This window comes from Bacillus sp. RK1064 (assembly GCF_051488405.1).
GTDB lineage: Bacteria > Bacillota > Bacilli > Bacillales > Bacillaceae > Bacillus.
On sequence record NZ_JBPSCZ010000001.1, the window covers coordinates 3,455,932 to 3,469,383 of the forward strand.

Annotated in this window: 16 protein-coding genes, 1 tRNA gene and 1 other annotated feature (1 of these 18 only partly in view); of the genes, 15 read left to right on the forward strand and 2 right to left on the reverse strand. The window is 41.0% G+C overall.

The genetic code is table 11. From position 1 onward, the window contains the following. Positions 1-51 precede the first annotated feature (51 nt). The 5 genes from ACSSTM_RS17755 (at position 52) to ACSSTM_RS17775 (ending at position 3,340) form a co-directional block, all read left to right on the forward strand. On the forward strand, positions 52-1,113 hold the full coding sequence (locus tag ACSSTM_RS17755) for a GerMN domain-containing protein (protein WP_095285542.1): 1,062 nt from the start codon (positions 52-54) through the stop codon (positions 1,111-1,113). 151 nt (positions 1,114-1,264) lie between these two features. Continuing rightward, complete coding sequence (gene rph / locus ACSSTM_RS17760) at positions 1,265-1,993, forward strand: ribonuclease PH (protein ID WP_095285541.1); 729 nt, start codon at positions 1,265-1,267, stop codon at positions 1,991-1,993. 10 nt (positions 1,994-2,003) lie between these two features. Beyond that, positions 2,004-2,606, forward strand: coding sequence for an XTP/dITP diphosphatase (locus ACSSTM_RS17765; RefSeq protein ID WP_170938409.1), 603 nt, complete (start codon positions 2,004-2,006; stop codon positions 2,604-2,606). 14 nt (positions 2,607-2,620) lie between these two features. Then, on the forward strand, positions 2,621-3,145 hold the full coding sequence (locus ACSSTM_RS17770; RefSeq protein ID WP_187704001.1) for a YfcE family phosphodiesterase: 525 nt from the start codon (positions 2,621-2,623) through the stop codon (positions 3,143-3,145). A 121-nt stretch (positions 3,146-3,266) separates the two neighbouring features. After that, positions 3,267-3,340 (forward strand) — tRNA-Arg (locus ACSSTM_RS17775). A gap of 201 nt (positions 3,341-3,541) precedes the next feature. Here the strand turns inward: ACSSTM_RS17775 and ACSSTM_RS17780 are convergent. Continuing rightward, the gene (locus ACSSTM_RS17780) at positions 3,542-3,730 is read right to left on the reverse strand and encodes a hypothetical protein (RefSeq protein ID WP_106042595.1); all 189 of its coding nucleotides are present in this window, start codon (positions 3,728-3,730) and stop codon (positions 3,542-3,544) included. 200 nt (positions 3,731-3,930) lie between these two features. Between ACSSTM_RS17780 and ACSSTM_RS17785 the strand changes: the two genes are divergently transcribed. From ACSSTM_RS17785 to ACSSTM_RS17825, 9 genes are all read left to right on the forward strand, one after another. After that, a complete protein-coding gene (locus tag ACSSTM_RS17785) occupies positions 3,931-4,104 on the forward strand; it encodes a hypothetical protein (protein WP_223251544.1) in 174 nt (57 codons plus the stop codon). 4 nt (positions 4,105-4,108) lie between these two features. Next, positions 4,109-4,228 carry a DUF4241 domain-containing protein gene (locus ACSSTM_RS17790; protein WP_316250398.1) on the forward strand — a complete coding sequence of 40 codons (120 nt, stop codon included), beginning with the start codon at positions 4,109-4,111 and terminating at the stop codon, positions 4,226-4,228. Between the two features lie 202 nt (positions 4,229-4,430). Continuing rightward, complete coding sequence (locus ACSSTM_RS17795) at positions 4,431-5,720, forward strand: Kelch repeat-containing protein (RefSeq protein ID WP_420735147.1); 1,290 nt, start codon at positions 4,431-4,433, stop codon at positions 5,718-5,720. A gap of 254 nt (positions 5,721-5,974) precedes the next feature. Continuing rightward, positions 5,975-6,124, forward strand: coding sequence for a teichoic acid D-Ala incorporation-associated protein DltX (locus ACSSTM_RS17800; RefSeq protein WP_024427820.1), 150 nt, complete (start codon positions 5,975-5,977; stop codon positions 6,122-6,124). 14 nt (positions 6,125-6,138) lie between these two features. Next, positions 6,139-7,644 (forward strand): D-alanine--poly(phosphoribitol) ligase subunit DltA, encoded by a 1,506-nt coding sequence (dltA, locus tag ACSSTM_RS17805; protein ID WP_106042588.1) that lies wholly within the window; start codon positions 6,139-6,141, stop codon positions 7,642-7,644. Next, positions 7,641-8,825, forward strand: a complete 1,185-nt coding sequence (dltB, locus tag ACSSTM_RS17810) for a D-alanyl-lipoteichoic acid biosynthesis protein DltB (RefSeq protein ID WP_106031219.1) — start codon at positions 7,641-7,643, stop codon at positions 8,823-8,825. Before dltA ends, dltB begins: the two co-directional genes overlap by 4 nt. Before the next feature lie 21 nt (positions 8,826-8,846). Next, positions 8,847-9,083 carry a D-alanine--poly(phosphoribitol) ligase subunit 2 gene (dltC, locus tag ACSSTM_RS17815; protein ID WP_024423191.1) on the forward strand — a complete coding sequence of 79 codons (237 nt, stop codon included), beginning with the start codon at positions 8,847-8,849 and terminating at the stop codon, positions 9,081-9,083. Next, entirely contained in the window at positions 9,083-10,249 is a 1,167-nt protein-coding gene (dltD, locus tag ACSSTM_RS17820; protein ID WP_034661713.1) for a D-alanyl-lipoteichoic acid biosynthesis protein DltD, read from the forward strand. Before dltC ends, dltD begins: the two co-directional genes overlap by 1 nt. 95 nt (positions 10,250-10,344) lie before the next feature. Beyond that, positions 10,345-10,767, forward strand: coding sequence for a YkvA family protein (locus ACSSTM_RS17825; RefSeq protein WP_106038034.1), 423 nt, complete (start codon positions 10,345-10,347; stop codon positions 10,765-10,767). Positions 10,768-10,846: 79 nt separating this feature from the next. Here the strand turns inward: ACSSTM_RS17825 and ACSSTM_RS17830 are convergent, their stop codons facing one another. Further along, positions 10,847-11,890 carry a lactonase family protein gene (locus ACSSTM_RS17830; protein ID WP_420735148.1) on the reverse strand — a complete coding sequence of 348 codons (1,044 nt, stop codon included), beginning with the start codon at positions 11,888-11,890 and terminating at the stop codon, positions 10,847-10,849. 433 nt (positions 11,891-12,323) lie between these two features. Here ACSSTM_RS17830 and ilvE point away from each other — a divergent pair, with 433 nt between their 5' ends. Further along, positions 12,324-13,238, forward strand: coding sequence for a branched-chain-amino-acid transaminase (ilvE, locus tag ACSSTM_RS17835; protein WP_003216381.1), 915 nt, complete (start codon positions 12,324-12,326; stop codon positions 13,236-13,238). 8 nt (positions 13,239-13,246) lie between these two features. Beyond that, positions 13,247-13,452: a binding site (T-box leader), on the forward strand; it runs 41 nt beyond the window's last position.

Sequence of the window (13,452 nt, forward strand, 5' to 3'; positions counted from 1 at the left end):
CATGAGGAGCTCGTATACATAGTAGTACAAACTACTAGAGGAGGGTGAAGTATGCTGAAAAAAGGATCTACAGCAGCTGTGACGTGTATCGCGTCAGCCATGCTTTTGTCAGGATGCGGATTGTTTCAAACAGACCAAGCGAAAACAGAGATTGACCCGCCACAAAACGTCACATATGTGAAAGAAAATAAAGAAGATAAACAAACAGCCAAAGAAGGAAAAGAAGAGAAGAAGGCAGATACAGTCATGAGAGAATTATATTTAATTGATAAAAACGGGTATGTCGTCTCTCAATCCATTCCGCTGCCGAAAAACGAAGGAAGTGCCAAACAAACCCTTGAATATCTCGTGGACGGAGGACCGATTTCTAACCTCATGCCAAATGGGTTCCGAGCTGTTTTGCCGGCCGACACGAGCGTATCTGTCGACATTAAAGACGGAACGGCCGTAGTGGATTTTTCAAATGAATTTAAAAACTATAAAAAAGAAGACGAACAGCGAATCCTGCAATCTGTCACTTGGACGTTAACGCAGTTTGATTCTGTCGCCAAAGTCAAATTGAAAATGAATGGTCATGAACTAAAAGAAATGCCTGTGAACGGTACACCGATCTCCGATGATTTAAGCAGAGAAGACGGTATAAATATTCAGCACGAGGCTGCCGCTGATATGACATCGACAAAGCCAGTGACGGTTTACTACTTAGCTGAATCTGATGAACAGACGTACTATGTTCCTGTGACCAAAAGAGCGCCAAAAGACGAGGATGATCCGATTACAGCAGCCATTGATGAGCTCGTCTCTGGACCAAGCAAAAAAAGCCATTTGCTCACAGACTTTGATCAAGATGTAAAGCTGAATGATATCCCGAAAGTAAAAGACGGACATGTGACACTTGATTTCAACGAATCCATTTTTGGCAGTGCAGATGAAAAGAAAAAGGTCATTTCACAAAAAGTTCTTGATAGCATTGTGCTCACATTAACAGAGCTGCCGGACGTCAAAAGCGTATCGGTTAAGGTAAACGGCAAGGCTGAGCTTGTGAACGAAAAAGGAGCAGAGCTGACAAAGCCGGTTTCAAGACCAGAACAAGTGAATACAGGTAGTTTTTAACGGCACACATTGATATAATGGAGAAAAAGAGGCATGCATATTCGCTGCCTCTTTTTTATTCCAAGCGATTAGAACGAGCCGAGGTTGTCAAAGTTAGTAGGAGAACCCCGCTGGCACCCGCGCGGAATGTATATCGTAACGGAGGTAAATCATGAGATTAGATGAAAGACAATATGACGAATTAAGAAAAATTGAAATACAGGCAGGCTACATTACGCATCCAGAAGGCTCTGTCTTAATCTCAGCGGGCAATACGAAGGTGATTTGTAACGCATCTATCGAAGACCGTGTACCTCCTTTTTTAAGAGGAGAAGGAAAAGGCTGGATTACAGCAGAATATAGCATGCTTCCAAGAGCAACCGCACAAAGAACGATGAGAGAATCATCTAAAGGAAAAGTCACAGGACGTACAATGGAGATTCAGCGCTTAATTGGACGAGCACTCCGCGCAGTCGTTGACTTAGAAAAGCTTGGCGAACGCACGATTTGGATTGACTGTGATGTCATTCAAGCAGACGGCGGCACACGCACAGCATCTATTACCGGTGCTTTTGTCGCCATGACACTTGCGATTCAAAAGCTTCGAGCAGAAGGAGTCATCAAACAAAACCCGATCACTGATTATTTAGCGGCGATATCCGTCGGAATTGATTCGCAGCAGGGTCTTCTGTTAGATTTAAATTATGAAGAAGATTCTTCAGCTGAAGTGGATATGAATGTCATCATGACAGGCGCTGGACGCTTTGTTGAACTTCAAGGGACAGGCGAAGAAGCGACATTCTCAAGAGAACAGCTAAACGGACTGCTTGATTTAGCCGAAAAGGGCATCAAAGAATTAATCGAAAAGCAAAAAGCGGTTACAGGAGAAGTCATCGAATAAAAAGAAGGGTTTGATCAGGATGAAAACAGCCATCATTGCAACGCACAATGCGGGCAAAGCGAAAGAATTCAAAGCCATTCTTGAGCCAAAAGGATTCACGGTCAAAACACTAGCAGACATCGGATTTACTGAAGAGATTGAAGAAACAGGACAAACCTTCGAAGAAAATGCCATCATCAAAGCCGAGGCGATTCAAGCCAAAGCAGGTGAAATGGTCATTGCAGACGATTCCGGTTTGTCGATTGACTATCTTGGCGGAAAACCTGGCGTATATTCAGCGAGATACGCTGGTGAGCATAAAAACGATGCTGAGAATGTGGAAAAAGTGCTGAGCGAACTTCAAGGCATTGAAAAAGAAGACCGCACAGCCAGATTCAGATGTGCCCTGGCTGTCAGCATACCGGGCAAAGAAACAAAGACGGTAGAAGGATCAGTAGAAGGCTTCATCGCAGAGGAACCAATCGGCGAAAACGGCTTCGGATACGACCCCATTTTCATCGTCAAAGACAAAGGCCAGACGATGGCCGAGTTATCACCAGAGGAGAAAAACAAGATCAGCCATCGAGCGGTCGCGCTTCAAAAGCTTTCATCACTGCTAGACGCAAATGAATAAGGGGGAATGAAGCCATGAAGATACTCATCATGAGTGACAGTCATGGACTCACAGACGAACTTCAAACCATTGCCAAACGGCACGCGGCTGAAGTCGACATGATGATTCACTGCGGAGATTCAGAACTCGAAACGAACCACCCAGCACTCGAAGGATACAAAGTCGTCAAAGGAAATTGTGACTTTATGGGCGATTTTGAAGAAGAGCTCCTGCTCCCACTTGATGGAGGCGGAAAACTATTTCTCACTCACGGACATCTGCATGGCATCAAACAATCCTTGCTTCAAGTCTACTACCGTGCAGAAGAGCTAAGCGCTGACATTATCTGCTTTGGCCACTCACACATCCCAGGCAGTGAACTGCTAAGAGGAAAACTGCTCATTAACCCGGGCAGCGTGCACCTGCCAAGAGTGCGTAAAGAGCGCAGCTATGCGATACTGACACTAGATGGAAGCGAAGCAAACGTACAGTTTTTCACAGACGAAGGTCAGATCATACAAGACCTCGAAAACACTGTCACAATGGAAGGTATTTCATAAGGGTGCAGCATTTGCCCCTTATGAAAAAACTTTTCGAAAAACCGTTGACTTTAAAGAACAATAGTAATATAATAAATCTTGTCGGTGAGGTACTCACCAACAGAACACTACATAACAACATGTCCCAGTAGCTCAGCTGGATAGAGCAACGCCCTTCTAAGGCGTCGGTCGGGAGTTCGAATCTCTCCTGGGACGTACTAAATTAAAAGCTTGAAATCCTTGATATGAAAGGATTTCAAGCTTTTTTCGTTTGTTGAAACTTAAGTTCGGTTTTTTGCTTAAAATTAGTTTTTTGGGAGCGGGTTGAGGGCGGATTTTTAACGGCCATTTATCTTCCAACAGTAATGGATTGAGAGGTTACAATCAGTTAGGAACTATAGCTCCCTAAACGTGGAGTTAATTTTTCTTTTTCCTGTAGTCCTTTATTAAGCTTGAAACAACTAAACCCATAACACCGAAAGCCACAATATAAAATAAAACATTTGTTACAGGTGTATCAATTTTCCCTAAGATCATCACAAGGGCAATAATAGCGCTGGGTAAAGTAATTAATAACATTTTGGATGGCTTGATTTGCTGCGTCACTGAATGACCTCCTGGTTAATCCATTATATGTATATTTTGGTTAATTTTAGCATATAGAGATTGTACGAACAACATAAGGTCGGATAGCAATCTACTTTAAGAGCGGAACAAACGAAACTTGTTAATTTTGTGGAAATTATTTCAATTGAATCTTTTGTGTAATAAAATGTATATGATATATACAAAGGGGTGAGGAGGCGGTGAAGCATTTTTTAACGGCAATCGTAGTGGCTATCATTGTTTATGTTGCAGATGATCGGTTGAGCATGTTTCCGTTGATGCTGATTTTAGCGATTGCGATCTATATCGTAAGCAGTATTAGCGAAACATTGATTAAGAAATATTCAAAAGAAATAGTTAATAACATAGCATGACAAGGTGGACATTGCTATGTTTACAACAGGCTTCGGTGACGGGATGTATCCAAGCTTTTGGGGGCTGGATGATGAAAACGGAGAACCTGCTTGCCTTGTGACGGATTTTCTAATAATGGATTGATGAGAAACCCATGAAATCATGGGTTCTTTTTATTGTTCTTTGTATATAGACTCAGGCAATGTTTAATAGAATTTATCTTTTTAAGCGGATTTCTTTAGTAATTTTGATGCCTTTTTACTATTAATTTCTCTTAAAAAGATCAATTATTCTATAAAAATTAAAAAACACTCCGATAATGAAGAAGTAAGATAATGAAAAGGGAGTGTTATTTTTGAAAAAATGGATCGTCATGATATTACTAGTAATCCTTTCATTCACGCAGTCATTTCAAATGGTACATGCGGCGAAGGATGAATGGAATCAATTAGCTGATTTGCCCACAGCTAGAGTGGGAGCTGTAGCTAATGCTGTGGATGGGAAAATTTATGTGATTGGTGGGTTCAATGCGTTTAATGAAACGTTAGAATATGATCCTTCTATCGATAAGTGGACTAAAAAGAAAGATATACCTACTGGTAGAGGAGGAGCAGCATCAGTAGTAGTAGGTTCAAAAATTTATGTCCTTGCTGGAAAACATACGGGTTTTACTTATGATAAGTTCGAAGTGTATGATACAAAAAATGATGAATGGGAAACGCTACCTGATATTCCCTTTGTTAGCAAATCAAAAGGCTCATATAACGTTCAAGCGGGTGTTATTGGAAATAAAATTTATGTATTTGGTGGAAAAGAGTTTTTTAGCTATGACCTTTCTGAGCAAACATGGAAAGAAGAAGCCCCTCTAAATGTTAAAATCAAAGGAGCAATCGGTCTAGTATTAGATGAGAAGTTTTACATCTTTGGCCAAAACGATAACCATGAAGTTTTTGAATTTGACGCTAAAAAAGAAGTTTGGACTGCAAAGAAAAAAGGATTTGTCAATGGTTATTTGAATGGTGTATCTTATAAAAATAACATGGTGTTTCCCGCTAGTTCACCAAGAAATTTAATTGTATATGATACTGAACAAGAAGAATTAGTTAGAATAGATGTGCCTTACCACAATATGCGTATAGGAGCTTCATCAGTAGTTGTTGGGGATATGTTATACCTTTTAGGCGGTCGAGATTATAATTTGAATTATACAGAGACTGCAGACAAAAACTACAAATCTGTTATCTCTTTATCTTTAAAAGACCTAAAATTTCCAAACAACACAGAAACACCCGGTGACAAAGACCCGGATCCAGCAACCCCACCAAAAGATGATTCAACAAATCCAGGCGACAAACACCCAGAACCAACCACACCGCCTAAAGACGATGCAATCGATGAAGACGGAGATGCTCTTCTCATCATCACAATGGTCAATGGTTTGCAAAAAGAGTATGACCTCTCCATGAAAGAAGTCAACGCCTTCCTATCTTGGTACAAAAAGCGTGATGCCGGAGAAGGACCAGGGTTTTATGAAATTGATGAGCATGACAACAACAAAGGTCCCTTTGAAAGTAAAAAGGATTATGTGGTGTTCAAAAACATTCTCATGTTCGAAGTCAATAAATATAAGAAGTAATTGAAATCAAAGCCATCTAGGCAAACTAGGTGGTTTTTGTGTTTATTCGACAGCTTTCACCAATTTTAAGGCAAATTTAAGCTGGAATTTCATTTCAAATACATTAAATCTTTGTTACAATAAGACAGCTTTGCCTAGAGACACGTTTATCGATTAGACATCTTTCTTTCATGATTTCTTAAAATTTTTATGTTTTGATATGAAACTCTTTTAATGATTCATGCGTCTCTATAAGTGTCAAAAGAAAAGAGGTTATCAATATGCTATTCAAAAAACTATCAGAAAATAAGTCTGTAAAATGGATAGGATATACAAGTTTTTACTTACTTATTTTGCTATTATTGTTCTTTATTTACGGATTCCATACAGCAAATACGGGATCATTCATTTACAACGATTTTTAATTGGAGATTAGACTATGAAACTATTACACACGATTCATGAATACCAACAAACGAAACCAACACAGCCAGTATTTGTTTCTCAACATGCTTCGATCACATATGATGAGCTTTGGCATCTATCAGACCAAATGGCTGGTGCGATCGATGCGGTTGCAACAGACAGTGCACCTGTCATTGTATACGGTCATATGGAGCCAGAGATGCTGATTTCTTTCTTAGGCAGTGTGAAATCAGGCAGACCTTATATTCCGGTCGACATCTCAATCCCTGCCGAGCGTATCGTCTCAATTATTGAAAGCTCAAAAGCCAGTCTGTTGATTTGTGCAAATGAGCAGAATGTATTAGATGTAGAAGAACACATTGAAGTGAAAAGTGCGGCATCTCTTTTAGCTCTTGAAAAAGAAGCACCGCCATCCTCGCAGTGGGTTCAACAGGATGATGTCTTTTACATCATTTATACGTCTGGCAGTACCGGAAAACCGAAAGGCGTTCAGGTAACAGCCAATAATTTAGAAAGCTTTACAGAGTGGATGTGCCGAGACTTTCCAATTGGCGGGGGGCGCACGTTCTTAAATCAAGCACCATTTTCTTTTGACTTATCAGTGATGGATTTGTATCCAGCGCTTCAATCAGGCGGCACGCTTTACTGTTTAGTGAAAGATCTAGTGAATAAGCCGAAGGATATGTTTGCAGCACTCGGTCAATCTGACGTTGAAGTGTGGACATCAACACCTTCCTTTGTGCAAATGTGCTTAATGGACCCTTCCTTTACAGGAGAGCTTTTACCAGAGCTGAAAGTTTTCTTGTTCTGCGGAGAGGCACTTCCTGTATCTGTAGCAAGTGCACTCCTTGAGCGTTTTCCAAAAGCGCAGATCTTTAATACGTATGGTCCGACTGAAGCAACTGTTGCGATCACATCGATTGAAGTCACGCAGGCGATTCTTGATCAGCACGATTCTTTACCAGTCGGCTACGCCAAACCGGATACAGATATCGTCATTTTAGATGAAGAAGGCAAGACCCTTCCTGATGGTGAAAAAGGGGAAATTGTCATCGTAGGGCCAAGCGTCACGAGAGGCTACTTAGGTGAACAAGCCTTAACAGATAAAGTGTTCTTTGAATACGAAGGACGCCCTGCTTACCGTACAGGTGATGCAGGTGTGGCGCAGGATGGTTTGATTACGTGCCACGGCCGTCTGGACTATCAAATTAAGCTGCATGGATACCGGATGGAGCTTGAAGAAATTGAATATCATGTGAGCGAGACAACCTATGTCAATGCTTGTGTGATTGTGCCGTTCCAGCCAAACGGTCATGTGGAGTACTTAATTGCAGCCATTGTTCCAGCAGCGCATTCTTTTGAAAAAGAATATCAGCTGACAAGTGCAATTAAGAAAGAAATGGCGGATTCACTGCCTGCGTACATGATTCCAAGAAAGTTTGTCTATCTTGAGCAGCTGTACATGACGCCAAACGGGAAGGTTGATCGTAAAAGAATCGCGAAAGAGGTTCTTCTATGATTCCGTTTAGTTCATTCTTTTTCTTCATTCTAATTGGTGTTCTTCTTTTGCCGACGATCATTCTTGGTCTTCGCGGCAAAAGAATGCAGGGCTACAACATGTTTGCAACGGTTGTGGCGCTCGCGCTTATTTTCTCAAAGGATGCACATGGCGCATTGCTGCTCTTCTTGTTTACAGTGTGGCAAATCTTGATCATCCGCTTGTACCTTTCGTACCGGCTGAAGGCGAATCAAGCGTCTGTCTTCTATATGGCAGTGGTGGCATCTATTTTGCCGCTTGTACTCTCAAAGGTTTTACCGTTCTTTTTAACTCATCAGCCGCATCAACCGCCGCCAATGAACTGGCTGAGCTTTTTAGGAATCTCGTACCTAACATTTAAAGGTGTCCAGTTAATTATCGAGACAAGAGACGGCTTGATTAAGAAGAAAATTCCGATTCATCGTTTGGTCTATTTCATTGTCTTTTTCCCGACGATTTCATCAGGTCCGATTGATCGTTACCGCCGGTTTGAAAAGGATATGGATACGCCGCCTGAAAAGGAAGCGTACAGTGATCTTCTATACGCTGGTATTCATAAAATTTTTATCGGCTTCTTATATAAGTTCATTATTGGTTATCTGATTCACACGTATATTCTCATGAATATTCATCACATTAGCAGCAGTCACTTTGTTCAACAGTTAACGTATATGTATGCGTACAGTATGTATTTGTTCTTTGACTTCGCTGGGTATACAGCATTTGCTGTTGGTGTGAGTTATATGATGGGCATTAAATCACCAGAAAACTTTAACAAACCGTTTATCAGCCGGAACATTAAAGACTTCTGGAATCGCTGGCACATGTCCCTCTCCTTCTGGTTCAGAGACTACGTGTTTATGAGATTTGTGTTCTTTATGACAAAAAAGAAGTGGATCAAGAACCGTATGGCTGTATCAAATATTGGGTACTTTGTCCTCTTTCTATTGATGGGTGCTTGGCATGGTCTAGCACTTCAATATATTATTTACGGACTATATCACGCAGTTGTGATGTCCGGTTACAATTTATTTGAGAAATGGAATAAAAAGCACAAGTGGTGGCCGGATAATAAGGTCACAATGGTTGTGTCGATCATTATTACATTCCATGTGATTTGTTTCGGATTTTATATTTTTTCAGGAAAACCATTTCATCATTAATCATTAAGGGAGTAGAAAATTATGGAATTTAAAAATCAAGTATACGGTATTATTGCAGAGGTTTGTCAGGACGACGTTGTGAAAGAAAATCCAGAGATTGCAATTTTTGAAGAAGGTCTTCTAGATTCATTTGGTACAGTAGAACTGCTTATGGCAATTGAAAGTCAGCTCGGAATTACTGTTCCGATTACAGAGTTCGATCGTGATGTGTGGGATACACCGAATCACATTGCTGAGCAGCTGGCAGAGATGAAGTAATGAAAAAGCGTTTTTTTGGGCCGCTTATTTTAGCGGCTGTTCTATTCATTGGTGTTCTTCTTGTACCAAATGCATGGCTCTCACATCTGATCCCAAAAGACAAATTACAAAAGTCAGCCACAGAATTAGATCCAGGGATGTTCCAGGGGCTTTATTTACAAGATGAAATGCTAAAAGATCCAACTTATTTGCCGATCTATGGATCTTCTGAACTATCACGTTTTGATCCATATCACCCTTCGAATTTCTTTCATGAGAATCCTCAAGGGTTTACACCTTATCTTATTGGAAAAGGTGGGTCACAATCATTAATTCATGCGATGAACTTCGCAGCGCATATGGATGAATTAAAAGGGAAGAAGCTTGTGTTTATCGTGTCCCCGCAGTGGTTTGTGAAATGGGGATCAGACGAGAATCACTTTGCACCGAACTATTCAGCGCTTCAAGCGCTTAATCTCGCTTATAATAAAGAAATTGATCCAGCTGTGAAAAAAGAGCTGATCAAGAGAATCATGACGTTTAAAGCTGTAAAGAACGACATGGTCATCACAGAACTTTTTAAAGCAGAGCTTTCTGGGAACAAATTCGCTTATGGCGCGATTTCTCCTATTGCAAAAATGTATTATGGCATGCTTCAAAAGAAAGACATGTACTATACAATTGGATCGGGGAAAGAGCGTAAGCTTCATCCGTCTCCTTCTGTCAAAGGAAAAACATGGACTGAGCTTGAAAAAGAAGCGAGTGTCTTAGGTGCGGAAAAAGCAGGGAACAACCCGTTTTATATTAATCAAAAACTATTTGACCGCAAGCTGAAACCGATCATGAAAAAGATGAAAGATTCTCGTGAAGACCACTCTTATGCGGAATCACCAGAATACAAAGATTTTCAAATCATGCTGGATATTTTAAAACAGGCAGGGGCGAAGCCTTTGTTTGTGACGATTCCTGTCAATGGAAAATGGTATGATTATACCGGTTTCCCGAAAGAGGGGCGTACAGAGTATTATGAGAAAATCAATCGTCAAATTCGAGATAACGGGTATGAAGTCGCAGATTTGACTAAACATGAATACGATCCTTACTTCTTTAAAGATACAATTCATGTGTCTTATAAAGGATGGGTCTACATCGATAAGGCGATCGAAAAGTTTTACAAAGAGCAGTAGAATGCAGCAGCTTTCTGCTGCTTTTTGTTTGTCGAATCGGCGGATATCTTGTATAACGAAGGGAAAAGGGCTATGCTGTAGATGGAGGCGATATGATGAACCGTTCTGAGAAAAAAGAACTATTAAAGCGTTCGAAGAAGCATTTTAATGATCATGCCTTTTGGGAAAAGTTAAAAAAGACGGCACAAAAGGCTGGTGTCTCTCTTGTCTATGCTGTGCTATTACTTTACTATACATTGCAAAAACCCGAAGTGCCTGTCAAAGCAAAAACCCTTATTATTGGGGCACTCGGATACTTTATCCTTCCTATTGACCTCATCCCTGATACATTGATTGGTGTCGGCTACACAGATGATTTAGGAGCGATCACATTTGCTCTGCTCCAAGTAGCGATGTACATTGATGATGATGTGAAAGGAAAAGCGAAGGACAGGCTGTCAAAATGGTTCGGTGAAAAAACCGATACGTCTCTTATTGATCAAAAGCTTGAAGATGGCTGGACGCCGTCTGCACGCTGAAAAGAAGACAAAGGGCTAAAAAAGTTCATTTTAGCCCTTTGTCAACAAGCTGAAGCCTCCAAAACGGAGGCTTTTTTCTTTATCCTAAAAATTTCACGCAAACTGGATGAGGAACGGCGATGTCTGATTGTAAGACAGTGAGTCGTCCTGTTTCTTTGTCGCGTTTGTATAACACTAGGTTGCTAGATTCTTGGTTTGAACCGACGAGGAATTCTTCAGTTGGATCAAGCACAAAGTCCCTAGGCCAGTTTCCTTCAGATGAAGCAATCTCGACAAGACTTAATTGGCCGTCGGCGTCTGCTTTAAAAATCGCAATGCTGTCATGACCGCGATTTCCTGCATAAACAAATTGGCCGTCTGAAGACACGTGAATGGCACTGCCTTGATTGTTCTCTGTAAAGTCGCTTGGAATGGTTGCGATCGTTTGGATCTCTTCGAAATGACCATCTTCAAAGTAACGAAGCACAATCACCTCTGAGCTTAGCTCTGTCATCACATATGCCACAGGTTTCGTTGGATGGAATGTGATATGGCGAGGACCGGTGCCTGGTTTTGTTTCAAATGTATGAGCGAGCTCGAGTTTGTCGCCCTCTTTCTTATACGTATAAATGCCATCTGTCCCAAGGTCAACAGCCACTGCAAATTGTTCATCTGGTGTCAGACCCATAAAGTGAGTGTGCGGTTTTTCCTGGCGGTCTTCGTTTGGTCCAGTTCCTTCATGCTGCGCCTGTGACAGCGTGCGGATGACTGAGCCATTTTCAGCATCGATTTCATACATCTCTGCTGTTCCTTTATGATAGTTTGCTGTAAAAGCTGTTTTTGTTTGATTGTCCACGCTGACGTGGCAAGGAGAAGCGCCATCGGCAAGCTCTTGGTTGATGAAACGAAGTGTGCCGGTTTCTGCATCAATTTGATACGCAGCCACGCCGCCCTGTGATCCTTTTTTCACAACAGAATACACAAATTTTTGAGAATCTGAGACGGTTAAATATGTAGGATTTTCAAGTTCAGCAGCTACTTTTACTTGTTCGATCTGCTGCTTGTCCGTATTTAATGTAAAAGTATAAATGCCTTTACTGTCTCCCTTTGTATATGTTCCGATATAACCTCTGATGTTAGCCATGTATTGCCCTCCTTCTATAAGATGCTCTCATTCTATCATAAATTCATAGGAAAACGCTTTAGAAAGGCATGCCGAAAGAAAATCAAAAGCGTTGAAATCTACCAGTATTCATTAAAAACGATGTGAAAAAATATGACAAACGTTTTCTCAAAAGAAAAGCGTTCAGGTAAAGTAAATCAATTGAAGAAAAAATACAAAAAATTTTAAGTTTTTTTCATTCCTTGTCTAGCAAAGGTGTAAGCGTATACATTTAATTTTGATTAGTCTAAATTGTCTAATAATTTTAAAAATGCTGTTGACACTGTATGGAAAGCGGCGTAAGATGGGTTCAACAAAAGCTAAACAAACACGCAGAGCAAGCGTGAGAGGCTTCAATAAAAAGTGTCTGAAAATTCAACTACTTTTTGTTTGAAAGAGAGGGTGCGCACTGATAATGGAAGACCAAAAGGAACAGTGGATCTTTTTAAACGATGAACTCGTGAAAAAAGAGGATGCGAAAATTTCAGTTTATGATCATGGCTTCTTATATGGTGACGGTGTGTTCGAAGGGATACGCGTGTATAACGGAAATATCTTTCGAATGAAAGAACATTTAGACCGCCTGTATGATTCCGCCAGATCCATTATGCTGAACATTCCATATTCACTTGAGGAACTCACGGAAAAAATGATTCATACAGTTGAAAGGAACGGCCTAAAGGATGCCTATATTCGTCTTGTTGTCTCAAGAGGAGCTGGTGATCTTGGCTTAGATCCAAACAACTGCGGGAGAGCCAACACAGTGATCATTGTAGAGCCGCTGGCCATCTTTCCAAAGCACCTATATGAAACGGGTATTGATATTGTAACGGTACCGACGAGACGAAATCGTCCCGATGTACTGAGCCCAAAAGTGAAATCATTAAATTATTTGAATAACATCCTTGTCCGAATCGAAGCCCATATGGCCGGTGTGAGTGAAGCGCTGATGCTGAATGATCAAGGGTACGTGGCAGAAGGTTCTGCAGACAATGTGTTTATTTATAAAAAAGGTAAGCTTTATACACCGCCAGGTTATATCGGCGCTCTTGAAGGCATCACAAGAAATGCCATCATGGAGATTGCAGAAGACTTAGGCTACGAAGTGAAAGAAGAACCATTCACAAGGCACGATGTGTATACAGCAGAAGAAGTTTTTCTGACAGGAACCGCAGCCGAAGTGATCGCTGTTGTAAAGGTTGACGGCCGTACAATCGGTGAAGGGAAACCTGGGGTCCACACAAACAAACTTCTTGAACAATTCCGCAAGCGAGTGGTTGAAGAAGGAGAAAAAGTCGTATTTACAGATGAAAACATTCACGCAAGCTAAATAGATATCGATAAACGTTGAAGAGGACTAGTAGCTTTAGAGTCAGTATCTACAGAGAGCCGGTGGTAGCTGGAAACCGGTGTTACTTTCTAAAGTGAACTCACCTCTGAGTGTCTGCTTGAAATGATAGTAGGGCAGACCGAGTGACATTGCTCACTCGTTACCAAAATGGATGAAAGATGTCCATGAGACGGCAGCAGATTTTGCCGTGAAC

Excerpts from the sequence above, each read along its gene's own strand:
- ACSSTM_RS17830 (WP_420735148.1), bottom strand. The coding sequence starts at position 11,890 with ATGGCTAACATCAGAGGTTATATCGGAACATATACAAAGGGAGACAGT.
- ACSSTM_RS17825 (WP_106038034.1), top strand. The coding sequence starts at position 10,345 with ATGAACCGTTCTGAGAAAAAAGAACTATTAAAGCGTTCGAAGAAGCAT.
- rph (WP_095285541.1), top strand. The coding sequence starts at position 1,265 with ATGAGATTAGATGAAAGACAATATGACGAATTAAGAAAAATTGAAATA.
- ilvE (WP_003216381.1), top strand. The coding sequence starts at position 12,324 with ATGGAAGACCAAAAGGAACAGTGGATCTTTTTAAACGATGAACTCGTG.
- dltA (WP_106042588.1), top strand. The coding sequence starts at position 6,139 with ATGAAACTATTACACACGATTCATGAATACCAACAAACGAAACCAACA.
- dltB (WP_106031219.1), top strand. The coding sequence starts at position 7,641 with ATGATTCCGTTTAGTTCATTCTTTTTCTTCATTCTAATTGGTGTTCTT.
- ACSSTM_RS17755 (WP_095285542.1), top strand. The coding sequence starts at position 52 with ATGCTGAAAAAAGGATCTACAGCAGCTGTGACGTGTATCGCGTCAGCC.
- dltC (WP_024423191.1), top strand. The coding sequence starts at position 8,847 with ATGGAATTTAAAAATCAAGTATACGGTATTATTGCAGAGGTTTGTCAG.
- ACSSTM_RS17770 (WP_187704001.1), top strand. The coding sequence starts at position 2,621 with ATGAAGATACTCATCATGAGTGACAGTCATGGACTCACAGACGAACTT.
- dltD (WP_034661713.1), top strand. The coding sequence starts at position 9,083 with ATGAAAAAGCGTTTTTTTGGGCCGCTTATTTTAGCGGCTGTTCTATTC.